The sequence below is a fragment of the Pseudomonas sp. IAC-BECa141 genome, from assembly GCF_020544405.1.
Taxonomy (GTDB): domain Bacteria; phylum Pseudomonadota; class Gammaproteobacteria; order Pseudomonadales; family Pseudomonadaceae; genus Aquipseudomonas.
This window is the reverse complement of the sequence record NZ_CP065410.1, coordinates 1,658,931-1,673,605: the sequence shown is the minus strand read 5'-3', so window position 1 is coordinate 1,673,605 and position 14,675 is coordinate 1,658,931. Positions and strand designations below refer to the sequence as shown.

General features: G+C 62.1%; 17 protein-coding genes. 12 read left to right on the top strand and 5 right to left on the bottom strand.

The features are described from left to right. On the bottom strand, positions 1-864 hold the full coding sequence (locus I5961_RS07555; RefSeq protein WP_227234807.1) for a PHP domain-containing protein: 864 nt from the start codon (positions 862-864) through the stop codon (positions 1-3). A gap of 87 nt (positions 865-951) precedes the next feature. Between I5961_RS07555 and I5961_RS07550 the strand changes: the two genes are divergently transcribed. From I5961_RS07550 to I5961_RS07525, 6 genes are all read left to right on the top strand, one after another. Continuing rightward, a complete protein-coding gene (locus I5961_RS07550) occupies positions 952-1,548 on the top strand; it encodes a septation protein A (RefSeq protein WP_085699543.1) in 597 nt (198 codons plus the stop codon). Position 1,549: 1 nt separating this feature from the next. Continuing rightward, a complete protein-coding gene (locus I5961_RS07545) occupies positions 1,550-1,849 on the top strand; it encodes a YciI family protein (protein ID WP_085699545.1) in 300 nt (99 codons plus the stop codon). Positions 1,850-1,969: 120 nt separating this feature from the next. After that, a complete protein-coding gene (locus tag I5961_RS07540) occupies positions 1,970-2,380 on the top strand; it encodes a translation initiation factor 2 (protein WP_227234805.1) in 411 nt (136 codons plus the stop codon). A 7-nt stretch (positions 2,381-2,387) separates the two neighbouring features. Further along, positions 2,388-3,065 (top strand): response regulator transcription factor, encoded by a 678-nt coding sequence (locus I5961_RS07535; protein ID WP_007958370.1) that lies wholly within the window; start codon positions 2,388-2,390, stop codon positions 3,063-3,065. Between the two features lie 136 nt (positions 3,066-3,201). Then, positions 3,202-3,651: a Spy/CpxP family protein refolding chaperone gene (locus tag I5961_RS07530; RefSeq protein ID WP_085699549.1), complete on the top strand. Its 450-nt coding sequence runs from the start codon at positions 3,202-3,204 to the stop codon at positions 3,649-3,651. A gap of 168 nt (positions 3,652-3,819) precedes the next feature. Beyond that, positions 3,820-5,160 (top strand): sensor histidine kinase, encoded by a 1,341-nt coding sequence (locus I5961_RS07525; RefSeq protein WP_085699551.1) that lies wholly within the window; start codon positions 3,820-3,822, stop codon positions 5,158-5,160. A 5-nt stretch (positions 5,161-5,165) separates the two neighbouring features. On the opposite strand, the gene I5961_RS07520 is transcribed toward I5961_RS07525, so the two are convergent. Next, positions 5,166-5,732 carry a nitroreductase family protein gene (locus tag I5961_RS07520; protein WP_085699553.1) on the bottom strand — a complete coding sequence of 189 codons (567 nt, stop codon included), beginning with the start codon at positions 5,730-5,732 and terminating at the stop codon, positions 5,166-5,168. 121 nt (positions 5,733-5,853) lie between these two features. Between I5961_RS07520 and I5961_RS07515 the strand changes: the two genes are divergently transcribed. Beyond that, positions 5,854-7,308, top strand: coding sequence for a TrkH family potassium uptake protein (locus tag I5961_RS07515; RefSeq protein WP_085699555.1), 1,455 nt, complete (start codon positions 5,854-5,856; stop codon positions 7,306-7,308). Here the strand turns inward: I5961_RS07515 and I5961_RS07510 are convergent. Further along, positions 7,265-8,326: an AraC family transcriptional regulator gene (locus I5961_RS07510; protein ID WP_218191829.1), complete on the bottom strand. Its 1,062-nt coding sequence runs from the start codon at positions 8,324-8,326 to the stop codon at positions 7,265-7,267. The two genes, I5961_RS07515 and I5961_RS07510, sit on opposite strands and share 44 nt — an antisense overlap. A gap of 167 nt (positions 8,327-8,493) precedes the next feature. Between I5961_RS07510 and I5961_RS07505 the strand changes: the two genes are divergently transcribed. After that, on the top strand, positions 8,494-8,805 hold the full coding sequence (locus I5961_RS07505) for a DUF962 domain-containing protein (RefSeq protein ID WP_085699559.1): 312 nt from the start codon (positions 8,494-8,496) through the stop codon (positions 8,803-8,805). Positions 8,806-8,829: 24 nt separating this feature from the next. Next, positions 8,830-9,420, top strand: coding sequence for an HD domain-containing protein (locus I5961_RS07500; RefSeq protein WP_085703321.1), 591 nt, complete (start codon positions 8,830-8,832; stop codon positions 9,418-9,420). 30 nt (positions 9,421-9,450) lie between these two features. On the opposite strand, the gene I5961_RS07495 is transcribed toward I5961_RS07500, so the two are convergent. Then, positions 9,451-10,266, bottom strand: a complete 816-nt coding sequence (locus tag I5961_RS07495; RefSeq protein ID WP_085703320.1) for a UDP-2,3-diacylglucosamine diphosphatase — start codon at positions 10,264-10,266, stop codon at positions 9,451-9,453. Between the two features lie 132 nt (positions 10,267-10,398). Between I5961_RS07495 and I5961_RS07490 the strand changes: the two genes are divergently transcribed. After that, a complete protein-coding gene (locus tag I5961_RS07490) occupies positions 10,399-11,163 on the top strand; it encodes a helix-turn-helix transcriptional regulator (RefSeq protein ID WP_085703319.1) in 765 nt (254 codons plus the stop codon). A 71-nt stretch (positions 11,164-11,234) separates the two neighbouring features. Further along, the gene (locus I5961_RS07485; protein ID WP_085703318.1) at positions 11,235-12,128 is read left to right on the top strand and encodes a DMT family transporter; all 894 of its coding nucleotides are present in this window, start codon (positions 11,235-11,237) and stop codon (positions 12,126-12,128) included. On the opposite strand, the gene I5961_RS07480 is transcribed toward I5961_RS07485, so the two are convergent. Next, a complete protein-coding gene (locus tag I5961_RS07480) occupies positions 12,122-12,409 on the bottom strand; it encodes a SelT/SelW/SelH family protein (RefSeq protein WP_085703317.1) in 288 nt (95 codons plus the stop codon). The genes I5961_RS07485 and I5961_RS07480 overlap by 7 nt on opposite strands. Positions 12,410-12,479: 70 nt before the next feature. Between I5961_RS07480 and I5961_RS07475 the strand changes: the two genes are divergently transcribed. Beyond that, positions 12,480-14,669: a patatin-like phospholipase family protein gene (locus tag I5961_RS07475; RefSeq protein WP_085703316.1), complete on the top strand. Its 2,190-nt coding sequence runs from the start codon at positions 12,480-12,482 to the stop codon at positions 14,667-14,669. The last annotated feature ends 6 nt before the right edge of the window (positions 14,670-14,675 follow it).

Here is a 14,675-nt window from a genome sequence, read left to right as displayed (position 1 = left end):
TCAGACGGCGGCAATAACTGTGTCATGTTTGAACCGACACCACAGGGGTGGAAGGTCCTCCGGCACCGGCCGGTACTGGCCGATCTCCGACCAGCCACCAGGGCCATGGAAATCACTGCCGGCAGTGACCAGCAGACCGAACTCACGGGCAAGGATTGCAAGGCTGCCCACCTGTTCCGCAGGCTGGTGACCGTTGACCACTTCGATCGCATGCCCGCCCGCTTGAATATAGTCGGCAATCAGCTTTCGGCGCTTGCTGCGGGTGAAATCGTAATGCCACGGGTGCGCCAGGCTGACCCAGGCGCCGGCGGCGCGCAGCGTGCCGACAGTGTCTTCGAGGGTCGGCCAGTGCTGTTTGACGTCCCCCAGCTTGCCGGCGCCGAGCCATTTGCGAAACGCCTCGGCGCGATCCTTTACAAAACCTTCACGCACCATCCAGTCGGCGAAATGCGGACGGGCCGGCGCATTGCCGCTATCGCCCAGTTCCTGCTGGATCTGCCGCGCGCCATCGAGCGCATTCGGCATGCCCTTGAGGGCGAGCTTGCGGCTTATTTCCTCAGACCGCAGCCAGCGGCCGTCGTGCAATTGCGCAATCGCCTCGACCAACGGTGCGGCGTTGACATCGAAACCGTAGCCGAGCACGTGAATGGTCGCCCCGCCCCAGGTGCAGGACAACTCGACGCCATTGACCAGTTGCATGCCCAGTTCTTCGGCCGCGATACGTGCTTCGGCGAGACCTTCGAGGGTGTCGTGATCGGTCAGGGCCAGGACTCGCACGCCGTTCTCGAACGCACGCGCAACCAGTGCCGCAGGCGCCAGGGCGCCATCGGAGGCCGTGCTGTGGCAGTGCAAATCAACATTCACGGGGATGAGTAACCTCAAATCAGCTGGCGCTATCGCGCGCCCATATGTTTGTTATTATGCCGCCACATCCAGCTTCTGGCTCTCACTGTGAAACAATTCATCGATTTCATCCCGCTTCTGCTGTTCTTCATCGTCTACAAACTCGATCCACGCACCGTCGACGTTGCCGGCCATGAACTGACGGTAGGCGGCATTTACAGTGCCACCGCCATGCTGATCATCAGCTCCCTGGTGGTGTACGGCGCGCTCTTCATCAAGCAGCGCAAGCTGGAGAAGAGCCAGTGGCTGACGCTGGTCGCCTGCCTTGTGTTCGGCAGCCTGACTCTGGCCTTTCACAGCGAAACCTTCCTGAAATGGAAAGCCCCGGTGGTCAACTGGCTGTTTGCCCTGGCCTTCATCGGCAGCCATTTCATCGGTGACCGCCTGCTGATCAAGCGCATCATGGGCCACGCGCTGACCCTGCCGGATCCGGTCTGGACCCGGCTGAACATCGCCTGGATCGCCTTTTTCCTGTTCTGCGGGGCCGCCAACCTGTTCGTCGCCTTCACCTTCCAGAGCATCTGGGTGGACTTCAAGGTGTTCGGCAGCCTGGGCATGACCGTGCTGTTCCTGGTCGGTCAGGGCATCTACCTGTCCCGTCACCTGCACGACGCCGATACCACAACGCCAAAAACCGAGGACTGACATGCTCTACGCCATCATTGCCACCGACGTCGCCAATTCCCTGGACGCCCGCCTCGCTGCGCGCCCGGCGCACCTTGAACGCCTGCAAGTGCTCAAGGGCGAAGGCCGCATTGTGCTGGCCGGCCCGCACCCGGCGATCGACAGCAATGATCCGGGCGCAGCAGGTTTCAGCGGCAGCCTGATCGTTGCCGAGTTCGACTCCCTGAGCGCGGCGCAAGCCTGGGCCGATGCCGACCCGTACATCGCCGCCGGCGTCTACGCCAACGTGATCGTCAAGCCGTTCAAGCAAGTCCTGCCGTAACCTCCCCCGCCAATACCTCAACGCGATGAACCTTGTCGGCTCATCGCGTTCTCAATCGCTCATTATTCTCGTTTGCCGGCCGACAACCTGCCCAATATCCATTTGGAAACAGGAGTCGCGATGCGCAAGGGTCCGTTGTGTCTGATGTTGGTCACGTTGTCGATCGTGGCGCCCGCTCATGGTGAAGAAAGCACCGAAGACGGCAATTCCACGCCGCTTTCATTGAGCGCCGGCAGTCAGATCACTGAGTTGCAGCAGCGCCTGAAGGTCAGCGAGCAGCAACGGGAAGAACTGAGCAGACAACTGCAAAATGCCGACAACACCCGCGAAAGCGCCCAACTTGCCCGGCTGCGCCAGGAGAACCAGCGTCTGAAGCTGCAACTCAAGGAAGCCCAGGCCAGCCCGCTGCCGCGCCTGCTGACCGAACAGCAGCAATGGTTCGTCACCGGGGCCGGGGTAGCGCTATTGGCGCTGCTCTGCGGTATCTTTGCCAGTGGAGCAAGCCGAAAACGTCGGCAATGGCTAAATTGAGTGAGTCATGAGCGAGCTGTTACTGATTGATGATGACCAGGAGTTGTGTGAACTCCTGAGTAGCTGGCTGAGCCAGGAAGGCTTTCAGGTCCGGGCCTGCCACGATGGTCAGAGCGCCCGCAAGGCGCTGGCCGAAACCGCGCCGGCGGCCGTGGTGCTGGACGTGATGCTGCCCGATGGCAGCGGCCTGGAACTGCTCAAGCAACTGCGCAGCGATCACGCCGACCTGCCGGTGTTGATGCTCTCGGCGCGGGGCGAACCGCTGGACCGGATCCTCGGCCTGGAACTGGGCGCCGACGATTACCTGGCCAAACCCTGCGATCCGCGCGAACTGACCGCCCGCCTGCGTGCCGTGCTGCGCCGCAGCCACCCGGCTGCCGTGTCGACCCAGCTCGAACTGGGCGACCTGAGCTTCAGCCCGGTGCGCGGCGTGGTCAGCATCGACGAAAAGGAGTTCACCCTCACCGTCTCCGAAAGCCGCCTGCTCGAAGCCCTGCTCAAGCAACCGGGCGAGCCGCTGGACAAACAGGAACTGGCGCAGATCGCCCTCGGCCGCAAGCTGACCCTGTACGACCGCAGCCTCGACATGCACGTCAGCAACCTGCGCAAAAAGATCGGCCCGCACCCCGACGGCCGCCCACGCATCGTTGCCCTGCGCAGCCGTGGCTACTACTACAGCCTCTGATTGTCTGTAAGTTTTGTCAGGTCGGCGCGAAAACGTGTTTACCCAAGCTTTACACAGCGCTGACCGCCGCTGACCTTGATCTCCGTAATCTGTACTCATCCGGAACGTACCGGGAACGAGACAAAGGAGATTCACCATGCGCAAGACACTTATCGCTCTGATGTTTGCCGCTGCCCTGCCGACCGTCGCCATGGCCATGCCACAAGATGGCGGCCCGATGGGTGGCCCGCTGGACGGCCCGCGCCATGGCGGTCAGATGCACGGCATGCACGGCAAAGGCCCGTACAGCGAGCTGGACCTGTCCCGCGAACAGCGCGAGCAGATCCGCAAGATCATGGGCGAGCAGATGCACGAACGTAAGCAGACGGTCGAAAAATACCTGGAGAAACTCTCGCCAGCCGACCAGAAAGCCATGAAGGACGAGATGGCGGCCAACCACAAGAAAGCCGAGTCCGATGTCCGCGCCGTGTTGAAACCGGATCAACAGAAGAAATTCGACGAGATCCAGAAGAAACAGGCCGAGCGTCGCGCCGAATGGGCCGAGTTCAAAGCCTGGAAAGCGCAACAGCCGCAAAAAGCGCAATAATGTTCTGACCCGACGGTTCACGCCGTCGGGTCTTTGTTTATCCAGCCCAATGTGGGAGCGAGCTTGCTCGCGAATGCGAAGTGTCAGTCAGCATGTTCTTGTCTGATCCACCGCATTCGCGAGCAAGCTCGCTCCCACAGGGTTTTGCGTGTGTTCTGAGGAATAATTGTGCGTTCATTGTTCTGGCGTATTCTCGCCAGCTTCTGGCTGGCCATCGCTCTGGTTGCAGGGCTTTCCATTCTGCTGGGGCACATGCTCAACCAGGACGCATGGATCCTCAGCCGCCATCCGGGCCTCAACACCCTGGCCGCCGATTGGACGCAGACTTACGAAGCCCAGGGCGAAGACGCCGCACAGGACATCCTCGAACAGCGCAAACGCCAGTACCACATCGACGTTCAAGTGCTGAACGAAAGCGGCGACCCGCTGGTGCGCGGCACCTTCCCCCGGCGTGCGGCCGCCTTCGAGGCGCGGCAGCACAACGATGACCGACGCCTGCCATGGAGGCGTCTGACGGACGAATTCACCAGCGACAAAAGCGGCGACACCTACCTCTTCATCTACCGCATCCCGCACCCGGAACTCGACGCCTGGCACCGCGAAAGCCTGCTCTGGCCGTTGAGTGCGCTGGGCATTGCGTTGGTGGTGCTGACCCTCTTCAGCCTTCTGGTGACGTTTTCCATCACCCGCCCGCTCAGTCGCTTGCGCGGCGCAGTGCACGACCTCGGCCAGACCACTTATCAGCAGAACAGCCTGGCGCAACTGGCCAACCGCCGCGATGAATTCGGCGTGCTGGCCAACGACTTCAACCGCATGGGCGCCCGCCTGCAAAGCCTGATTGGCAGTCAGCGCCAGTTGCTGCGCGACGTATCCCACGAATTGCGCTCACCGCTGGCACGGCTGCGCATCGCCCTGGCACTGGCTGAACGGGCGAGCCCCGAAGAACGGGAAAAACTCTGGCCGCGTCTGACCCGCGAATGCGACCGGCTGGAAGCGCTGATCAGTGAAATTCTGGTGCTGGCGCGGGTCGATGCCGACAACGCCAGCGCCGAAGACGTGGATCTGAATGCCTTGCTCGCCACCGTGCAAAAGGACGCGCAACTCGGCTCGCCGGAGCAGACGGTGCGGCTGGAAGCCGAGCCGGCGCTCAATCTGACAGGCTGGCCGACCATGATCGAACGCGCCGTGGACAACCTGCTGCGCAATGCCCAGCGCTTCAACCCGGTCGGGCAGGCAATTGAAATGCAGGCGTCACGTCAGGGCGAGCGGATCGTGGTCAGCGTGCGTGATCATGGGCCGGGGGTGCAGGCAGAGCATCTGAGCCAGTTGGGCGAACCGTTTTATCGGGCGCCGGGGCAGACCGCTGCCGGGCATGGCCTGGGACTGGCGATTGCCCGACGGGCGGCGGAGCGGCATGGCGGGACGCTGGTGCTGGCCAATCATCCGCAGGGCGGTTTTGTGGCCAGTCTGGAGTTACCGCTGGAGCCGGGAGCTGTTGTACAGCCCTGATGGAGTCAAGCCTTTGCCGGCCAGGCGCTGACAAACTCCGCCAGATCAACCTTCTCGGCCACCCGCGGTTCTTTCTGCGGCGTGCCGAGGTACAGGAAGGCAATCACCTCTTCGTCATCCGTCAGGCCCAGGCCCTTGGCGACATGTTTCGAGTACGCCAGATCACCGGTACGCCACACCGCGCCAATCCCCTGCGCATAAGCCGCCAACAAAATTCCGTGCGCTGCACAGCCCGCCGCCAGCCGTTGCTCGGCCTTCGGGTATTTGACGTGATCCTGCAACCTGGCGATGACCACGACCACCAGCGGCGCGCGCAGCGGACCGTTGCGCGCCTTGTCGATCATCGCTTCAGTGACTTCGCCTTCCTGCATTTTTGCAGCTTCGGCCAGCAACTCGCCCATCTGCTCACGCGCCGCACCTTCGACGGTCAGGAAGCGATACGGCTGCAAATGGCCGTGATCCGGTGCGCGGGTCGCGGCGGCAAACAGCACTTCGCGCTGTTCGGCGGTAGGGGCCGGATCGATCAGTCGTGGAACGGAAACACGGTTGAGCAAAGCGTCGAGAGCCTGCATCGGCCACCTCCTGAAAAAAATGTCCGGCTATTCTAGCTGCAAGTGATCCAGACGCGTCGGTTTACATGCCTTGCACCGCAGGTAGAATGGCGCCCTTCCCACATCAGCCCGAGCGGACTTCATGGCGTTGCCGACCTTACGGATCATTGGTTTCATCATCGGCATCTTCCTGATCACCCTGGCCATCGCCATGGTCGTGCCGATGGCCACCCTGGTGATTTTCGAGCGCACCGGCGATCTGCCGTCGTTCCTCTGGGCGAGCATGATCACCTTCGTCGCCGGCCTCGCGCTGGTGATTCCGGGGCGTCCGGAACACATCCACCTGCGCCCCCGTGACATGTACCTGCTGACCGTCAGCAGCTGGCTGGTGGTGTGCATTTTCGCCGCACTGCCGTTTTTGCTGACCCAACACATCAGCTACACCGACTCGTTCTTCGAAAGCATGTCCGGCATCACGGCCACCGGGTCGACCGTGCTCAATCATCTGGACGACATGTCCCCCGGCATCCTGATGTGGCGCTCGCTGCTGCACTGGATCGGCGGCATCGGCTTCATCGGCATGGCGGTGGCGATCCTGCCGCTGCTGCGTATCGGTGGCATGCGCCTGTTCCAGACCGAATCCTCGGACCGCTCGGAAAAGGTCATGCCCCGCTCGCATATGGTGGCGCGGCTGATCGTGGCGGCGTACGTGGGCATCACGATTCTCGGCAGCCTGGCGTTCTGGTGGGCCGGGATGAGCCCGTTCGATGCGATCAACCACGCGATGTCGGCAATTTCCACCGGCGGGTTCTCGACTTCCGACCAGTCCCTGGCCAAGTGGACGCAACCGGCGGTGCACTGGGTGGCGGTGGTGGTGATGATCCTCGGCAGCCTGCCGTTCACCCTGTACGTGGCAACGCTGCGCGGCAACCGTCGGGCGCTGATCAAGGATCAACAGGTGCAGGGTTTGCTCGGCATGTTGCTGGTGACCTGGCTGGTGCTCGGCACCTGGTACTGGTGGACCACCAACCTGCATTGGCTGGACGCGCTGCGCCATGTGGCGCTGAACGTGACGTCGGTAGTCACTACCACGGGGTTTGCATTGGGGGACTACAGCCTGTGGGGCAATTTCTCGCTGATGCTGTTCTTCTATCTGGGTTTCGTCGGTGGCTGTTCCGGATCGACGGCGGGTGGGATCAAGATCTTCCGCTTTCAGGTCGCCTACATCCTGCTCAAGGCCAACCTTAACCAGCTGATTCACCCACGGGCGGTGATCAAGCAGAAGTACAACGGTCACCGCCTCGACGAAGAAATCGTCCGTTCGATTCTGACCTTTTCGTTCTTCTTCGCCATCACTATCTGCGTGATCGCCCTGCTGCTGTCGCTATTGGGCGTGGACTGGATGACTGCGTTGACCGGCGCCGCCAGCACCGTGTCCGGCGTCGGTCCCGGCCTGGGCGAGACCATTGGCCCGGCCGGCAACTTCGCCAGTCTGCCGGATGCGGCCAAATGGATTCTGTCATTCGGCATGCTGCTCGGCCGATTGGAGATCATTACGGTGTTTGTACTGTGTATTCCGGCGTTCTGGCGTCACTGATCGCGTTCGGCGCTTCCAGCAACCGCGCCCGGTAATCGCCGGGCGTGGTGTCGAACCAGCGACGGAAGGCGCGGAAGAAGTTGCTCGGATCGGCAAACCCCAGCAGATAGGCAATCTCCAGCAAGGTCATGCTCGGCTGCGCCAGGTATTGCTCGGCGAGTTCGCGGCGGGTGTCGTCGAGCAACTGCTGAAAACTGGTGCCCTCCTCCTGCAAGCGCCGTTGCAAGGTTCGCTGCGACAGATGCAGGGTCTGCGCTACCGTATCGCGCTTGGGCTCGCCCTGGGGCAGCAAACGACACAGGACCTGTCGTGCTTTGTGGGTCACGCGACTTTCCGAAAACCGCGCCAGATATTCCCCGGCAAACCGGTCGTGCAACAGCGCCATCGCTTCGTTGGCGGTGGGCAGTGGCGCTTCCATGTCGGCCCGTTCGAAGATCAGCGCGTCGTACGGCGCGTTGAACACCAGCGGTGCATGAAAGGCTTGTTTGTAGGGTTCAAGATCATCCGGCTCGTCGCCCTGCACCAGCACTTTGCGCGGGTGCAGCATGCGCCCGGTCAGCCAGCCGCACAGCGCCAGCGCGCAGGCCAGCGAGGCTTCGGCACTTTGCCGGGTCGGCGGCAGGTGATCGCCATGCACCGTCAGAATCAGCGCATAACCTTCGTCGAGCAGGCGAAAACTCAGGTCGGCACTTTCGGCAATGATTCGCTGATAACGCACCAGTCGCTGAAAACCTTCGGCCAGCGTATTACTGGACATCAGCGCATAACCCGCGACATGGAACGAAGCCGGCCGCACCACTTTGCCCATGTTCAGGCCGATGGCCGGATTGCCGGACAGCTCGACCGCCCGTTGCCAGAGTCGGGTCATGGAATCCTGTGGGAAGCGTGCATCCGGATCATCCAGCGCCGCGTAATCGAGCCCTAGCTGTTTGAACAGAACCCGGCAATCCAGGCCGTCCATTTCCAGTGCTTTGACAATCCCCATTGCCCAGCTTGCAGAAGTCGTTCGTTCGCTCATGGCGTTTTTTCTTGGATGACATGATGAGCCGCATTCTACGGCGGATTTTCCAAGGATAGTAAAGTGGCGCCGATTGTCACTGGCCGACGCCATTGATCACTCTAGACTCAAATAAGCTACCCGCCGAACAACTTGCAATCAGAACAACAACCACAGAGATCGCAGTCGTGGAAACCATCAGGCATTTCAACAGCTTCGCCGAGTTCTATCCGTATTACCTCAGCGAGCACAACAACAGCACCTGCCGTCGCCTGCATTTCATCGGTACGACGCTGGTGATCTTCATTCTTGCCCTGACCATCGCCAAGGGCGCCTGGCTGCTGTTGCTTGCGTTACCGCTGGCGGGCTACAGCTTTGCCTGGGTCGGCCATTTCTTTTTCGAGAAAAACCGCCCGGCCACCTTCCAGCACCCGTTCTACAGCCTGCTCGGCGACTTCGTCATGTACCGCGACATGATCCTGGGCCGCGTGCCGTTCTAGAAATTCCGACCAAGAGGATTGCCGATGAATGCCACTGCCCGTTTCACCCACATGAAGGACGGTACACAGGACGACTGGGCGATCATTGCGGCGGACTTCAGCGCCTACGCCCGCCAATTACCGGGCCGGATCATGGCCCACCTGAAACTGCTGGAAGGCGATTTCGGCGGTTTTCCGGTGGATCGCCTGACCCACTCGCTGCAAACCGCAACCCGCGCCTTTCGCGACGGGCGCGACGAGGAATACGTGGTCTGCGCCCTGCTCCACGACATCGGCGACACCCTCGGCTCCTACAATCACCCGGACATCGCCGCCGCCATCCTCAAGCCGTTCGTCAGCGCCGAAAACCTGTGGATGGTGGAAAAGCACGGGATCTTCCAGGGCTACTACTTTTTCCATCACCTTGGCATGGATCGGCACCTGCGCGAGCAATTCAGCGACCATCCGCAGTTTCTGGCGACCGCAGAGTTCTGCGCCAGATACGACGCGGCGGCGTTCGACCCCGAGTACGACACCTTGCCGTTGAGCTTCTTCGAACCGATGGTGGAAAGGCTGTTCGCCCAGCCGAAAAACTCGATCTATAAAGCGGCGATGGAAGAGCACACCCCCGCATAAAGACAATCCCGCTCCCACAGGGGCCGTCGCTCAGGCCAGCTCGGCAACCTTCGCGGCTTTCAATTCGGCTTCCCGCGCCTGTGCATCAGCCAGGCGATACAGTTCGATCGTGCCGTCCCAGTGTTCGATCAGCGCCGTGCACGACTCCACCCAGTCGCCACAATTGAGGTAATCCACCTCGCCGACCTTGCGGATCTCGGCGTGGTGAATGTGCCCGCAGACCACGCCGTGCAATTCGCGTTTCACACACTCGTGGGCGATGGCTTCCTCGAAGTCACTGATGAAGCTGACCGCAGTCTTCACCTTGTGCTTGAGATAAGCCGACAGCGACCAGTAGCCGTAACCGTGTTTCGCCCGCCAATGATTGAGCCAGCGGTTGAGGGTCAGGGTGAATTCGTAGGCCGAATCGCCGAGAAACGCGAGCCAGCGGTGATAGCGGGTGATCACGTCGAACTGGTCGCCGTGAATCACCAGCAGATGCCGGCCATCAGCCGTGACGTGCACCGCCTCGTCGACCAACTGGATATTGCCCAGAATCAGTTTTGAATAGCGGCGCAGGAATTCGTCGTGGTTACCGGTGACGTAAATCACCTCGGTGCCGCGTTTGCTCATGGTCAGCAAACGGCGGATCACATTGGTGTGCGCCTGCGGCCAGTACATGCCACCGCGCAGCTTCCAGCCGTCGATGATGTCACCCACCAGGTAGATCTTGTCGGCGTGATAGCCCTTGAGAAATTGCGACAGATGCTCGGCCTGGCAATCCCGCGTGCCCAGGTGCACGTCAGAGATCCACAGGGTGCGAACCCGTTGTTTACGGCTGGGTCTGGCGAGCTCGGCGCTGGTCATGGGCAACCCTCTGCGATGTTTTCGCCACTGTGCGCGCGCCCGGTTAATCGACCATGACAAGCATGCGTCAGTCGTGTGACAAACGCGCCGCCCCTGTGCCGGTGTAGACTGGCGGCTCGCCCGGAGACCACCATGCAACCGATCCTGACCCTGCGCCATTACAGCCACGACCTGATCGCCCACAGCCACAACCACGCGCAACTGGTGTTCGGCCTGTCCGGCGCGCTGGATTTCGAAGTCGCAGGGCGTGGCAGTCAGGTAATGCAGCAGAGCTTCGTGGTGATCCCCGCCGGTGCGCATCACGCGTGCGGCAGCCCCAAGGGCAGCCGCTGTCTGGTACTGGATGTGCCCGACGAACAATGGCTGACACGCTCACTGGGCGATCACGCCGATGCCAGCCGCCGACTGCTGGACAACGCCGCCCGTTTGTCGCTGGACGCGGGGCAAGGTCAATTGGTCAACTGGCTGGCGAACAGCCCGGTGGACGATCCGTTGATTGCGCAACAGGGCGCGGTGTTGCTGCTGGCAAGCCTGAGCCACGTGCCACCCACCGAGATCACCGCGCGCCGCCTGCCCTTTGCGGCACTCGATGCGCACATCGAGCAGTACGCGGCTTATCCGCTGCAAGTCGCGGATCTGGCGCGCGTCGCCGGGTTATCCAGCGCCCGGCTGCATGCGCGGTTCGTCGCCGAATGCGGGCAAACACCGATGGACTACATTCGCAGCCGACGCCTGCACAAAGCCGTCGCGCTGTTGCGCAACACCACGCTGCCCGTCGGTGAAGTGGCCTGCCGAGTCGGCTACAACTCGCAAAGTGCGTTTTCGGCCGCCGTCCTGCGTGAATTTGGTATCTCTCCTACACAATTGCGGCGCGAGGCTGACGACAAAAGTCGATAGCCTGCCGACAGACTTTCCCGTCGGGACACGCTTCAATGTGTGCCTGTAATGGTGTTTGAAAAAGGACTGCAATGACTCCCCGTACCGCCCTGGGCGCCCTGCATATCGGCGCACTGATGTTCGGCCTGACCGGCGTCTTCGGCAAACTCGCAGCCGCAACGCCCGCGGTCATCGTGTTCGGACGCGCCGCGTTCGCCGTGCTGGCCCTGGCCTTTTTCGCCCGTTTCGCCCAACAGGGCGGCTGGCAGAAATTGCAGGCCGTCGACTGGCGACGACTGGCCCTGAGCGGCGTGCTGCTGGCCGGCCATTGGGTAAGTTTCTTCATTGCGGTCAAGGTCGCGGGCGTCGCCATCGCGACCCTGGGTTTCGCCAGTTTCCCGGCCTTCACGGTGATCCTCGAAGGGCTGATCTTCCGCGAGCGCATCCGCGCCAATGAAATCATTCTGGTGGCGCTGGTCAGTGTCGGGCTGGTGCTGGTGACGCCGGCATTCGATCTGGCCAGCGGCGCGACTACCGGCCTGCTCTGGGCAATCCTGTCCGGCCTGCTGTTTTCCCTGCTGTCCCTGACCAACCGCGCCAGCTCCGGACGTATCCCGGCGGTGCAGGCGGCGTTGTGTCAGAACGTGGTGGTGGCGCTGTGTCTGCTGCCGGTCGCGGCGCCGCAACTGAGCCAAGTGCGCGCCATCGACTGGGTGTGGATCGGTCTGCTCGGGGTGTTCTGCACCGGCGTTGCCCACAGCCTGTTTGTCGCCAGCCTCGCGGTAATCAAGGCCCGCACGGCCGCGGTGGTGTTCGCCATGGAGCCGGTGTACGGAATTACCGTGGCCTGGCTGCTGTTCGATGAAAATCCGACCCTGCGCATGTTGATCGGCGGCGCGTTGATCATCGTTGCCATCGTGGTGTCGAGCCGGATGTCAGGCAGCAACGACAGGAAAACCGTCGCGGCCGAGGCGACCTCTCACTGAGTACGATCGTTGTGGCCCAAGTCGCGATCAGGGTCGATCTGGTCGCGCACCCGCTGCTTGAGCACCTTGGCCTCCGGGAAACCGCCGTCGGCCTTGCGTTCCCAGATCTGCACGTCGTTGCAGGTAATGTTGAATATCCCGCCGGTGCCCGGCACCAGCGACACTTTGCCGAGATCATCGCCAAAGGTGCTGAGCAGTTCTTGCGCCAGCCACGCGGCGCGCAACAGCCACTGGCATTGCGTGCAATAGGTGATGACGATTTCCGGTTTTGTGTCGGTCATGCGCTGAAACTCCTGAGCCAGAGGGGCGCCGCTATAATAGCCGGCTTTATCGCTCGCCCCGAGACTCACGATGCGTCGTCTTCTGATCTGCCTGCTGCTTGGTTTCCTTCCCCTGTTCGTTCATGCCAGTGAGGCAACACGCCCGAAAGTCGGCCTGGTGCTGTCCGGCGGCGCGGCCCGTGGCCTGGCGCACATCGGTGTGCTCAAGGCCCTGGAAGAACAAGGCATCAAGATCGATGCGATTGCCGGCACCAGCATGGGCGCGGTGGTCGGCGGCCTGTACGCCTCGGGCTACAAGATCGACGAACTGGAAAAACTCGCCCTGACCATCGACTGGCAGCAGGCACTGTCCGACGCCCCGCCCCGGGAAGACGTACCGTTCCGGCGCAAGCAGGATGACCGCGACTTTCTGGTGAAACAGAAACTGAGCTTTCGCGACGACGGCAGCCTCGGCCTGCCATTGGGCGTGATTCAGGGCCAGAACCTTGCGCTACTGCTGGAAAGCCTCTTGGCCCACACCAGCGACACCCGGGATTTCGACAAGCTGCCGATCCCGTTCCGCGCCGTGACCACCGACATCGCCAACGGCGAAAAAGTGGTGTTCCGCAAAGGTCACCTGCCCCAGGTGATCCGCGCCAGCATGTCGATCCCGGCGGTGTTCGCCCCGGTCGAACTCGACGGCCGCCTGCTGGTGGATGGCGGCATGACCGACAACATCCCCCTCGACGTGGCCCGGGAAATGGGCGTCGACGTGGCTATCGTGGTCGACATCGGTACCCCGCTGCGCAACCGCAAGCAACTGGTGACCGTGGTCGATGTGCTGAACCAGTCGATCACCCTGATGACCCGGCGCAACTCCGAAGAGCAACTGGCGACCCTGCATCCCGATGACGTGCTGATCCAGCCGCCGCTGGCCAGTTTCGGCGCCACCGACTTCGGTCGGGGCCAGGAGATGATCGACGCCGGCTACCGCGCGACCAAGGCTCTGGACGTACGCCTCGCCCGCCTCAAACCCGTGCAGTCGCAGGACGCCGAACTCAATGCCGCCCGCGCGCCGGGCCAGCGCACGCCGATCATTACCGCAATCAAGGTCGAGAACGACTCGAAAGTCGGCGACGACGTGATCCGCTACTACATCCGCCAGCACATCGGCGAGCCGTTGGACCTGGGTCGTCTGCAAACCGACATGGGCACGCTGTATGGCCTCGACTACTTCGAGCAGGTGCAATACCGCGTGGTCCACAAGGGCGCGGATCACACGCTGGTGATCAGCGCGCGGGGCAAACGTACCGGCACCGATTACCTGCGGGTCGGCCTCAACCTGTCGGATGACATGCGCGGCGACAGCGCCTTCAACCTCGGCGCCAGTTACCGAATGAACGGCATCAACCGCCTCGGCGCGGAATGGCTGACCCGAGCACAAATCGGCGATAAACAAGAGTTGTACAGCGAGTTCTATCAGCCGCTGGATGTGGGCTCTCGCTATTTCGTGGCACCTTATGCGTCGTTCGCCGCGCAAAACGTCGACTCGGTTCTGGACAACGATCCGATCGCCCAGTATCGCGTCGAGCGCTACGGCTTCGGCCTCAACGTTGGCCGGCAGATCGGCAACAGCGGCGAAGTGCGCTTCGGCGTCGGCGAGGCCTGGGGCAAGGCGGATGTGCGGATCGGCGATCAGGATCTGCCGAGCGAAAACTTCAACGAAGGGTTCTATGCGCTGAAGTACTCGTTCGACTCGCTGGACAACGTCTACTACCCCCACGAAGGCGAAGACATCGGCCTGACGCTGGTGCAGTTCGAACCGAGCCTGGGTTCCGACACACGCTACCGGCAGTGGGAGTTCAAACTGGACAAGGCCATGAGCAGCGGCCCGGACACGCTGATCCTGGGCGGTCGTTACGGTCGCACGCTGGACGATGCCAACGTGGTGACCTCCAGTTTCCTGCTCGGCGGCGCCCGGCAATTGTCGGGTTTCCGCGAGGATGCGATCTCCGGGCAAAACGTCAGTCTGATGCGCGCGGTGTATTACCGCCGCCTTACCCCGCGCTCATACCTGCCGCTGGACTTCCCGTTGTACGCCGGTGCGTCACTGGAAAGGGGCCGGGCGTGGAACAACGACAATGAATTCGACAGCGGCTACATCAACGCCGCCAGCGTGTTCATCGGTTTCGATACGCCGCTGGGGCCGCTGAATTTCAGCTATGGCCTGAACGATGCGGATGAGCAGGCGGTGTACCTGAACCTCGGGCAGACGTTCTGACCGTCG

Excerpts from the sequence above, each read along its gene's own strand:
- I5961_RS07515 (WP_085699555.1), top strand. The coding sequence starts at position 5,854 with ATGGCGTTGCCGACCTTACGGATCATTGGTTTCATCATCGGCATCTTC.
- I5961_RS07480 (WP_085703317.1), bottom strand. The coding sequence starts at position 12,409 with ATGACCGACACAAAACCGGAAATCGTCATCACCTATTGCACGCAATGC.
- I5961_RS07495 (WP_085703320.1), bottom strand. The coding sequence starts at position 10,266 with ATGACCAGCGCCGAGCTCGCCAGACCCAGCCGTAAACAACGGGTTCGC.
- I5961_RS07530 (WP_085699549.1), top strand. The coding sequence starts at position 3,202 with ATGCGCAAGACACTTATCGCTCTGATGTTTGCCGCTGCCCTGCCGACC.
- I5961_RS07545 (WP_085699545.1), top strand. The coding sequence starts at position 1,550 with ATGCTCTACGCCATCATTGCCACCGACGTCGCCAATTCCCTGGACGCC.
- I5961_RS07535 (WP_007958370.1), top strand. The coding sequence starts at position 2,388 with ATGAGCGAGCTGTTACTGATTGATGATGACCAGGAGTTGTGTGAACTC.
- I5961_RS07510 (WP_218191829.1), bottom strand. The coding sequence starts at position 8,326 with ATGAGCGAACGAACGACTTCTGCAAGCTGGGCAATGGGGATTGTCAAA.
- I5961_RS07485 (WP_085703318.1), top strand. The coding sequence starts at position 11,235 with ATGACTCCCCGTACCGCCCTGGGCGCCCTGCATATCGGCGCACTGATG.
- I5961_RS07490 (WP_085703319.1), top strand. The coding sequence starts at position 10,399 with ATGCAACCGATCCTGACCCTGCGCCATTACAGCCACGACCTGATCGCC.
- I5961_RS07475 (WP_085703316.1), top strand. The coding sequence starts at position 12,480 with ATGCGTCGTCTTCTGATCTGCCTGCTGCTTGGTTTCCTTCCCCTGTTC.
- I5961_RS07500 (WP_085703321.1), top strand. The coding sequence starts at position 8,830 with ATGAATGCCACTGCCCGTTTCACCCACATGAAGGACGGTACACAGGAC.
- I5961_RS07520 (WP_085699553.1), bottom strand. The coding sequence starts at position 5,732 with ATGCAGGCTCTCGACGCTTTGCTCAACCGTGTTTCCGTTCCACGACTG.
- I5961_RS07540 (WP_227234805.1), top strand. The coding sequence starts at position 1,970 with ATGCGCAAGGGTCCGTTGTGTCTGATGTTGGTCACGTTGTCGATCGTG.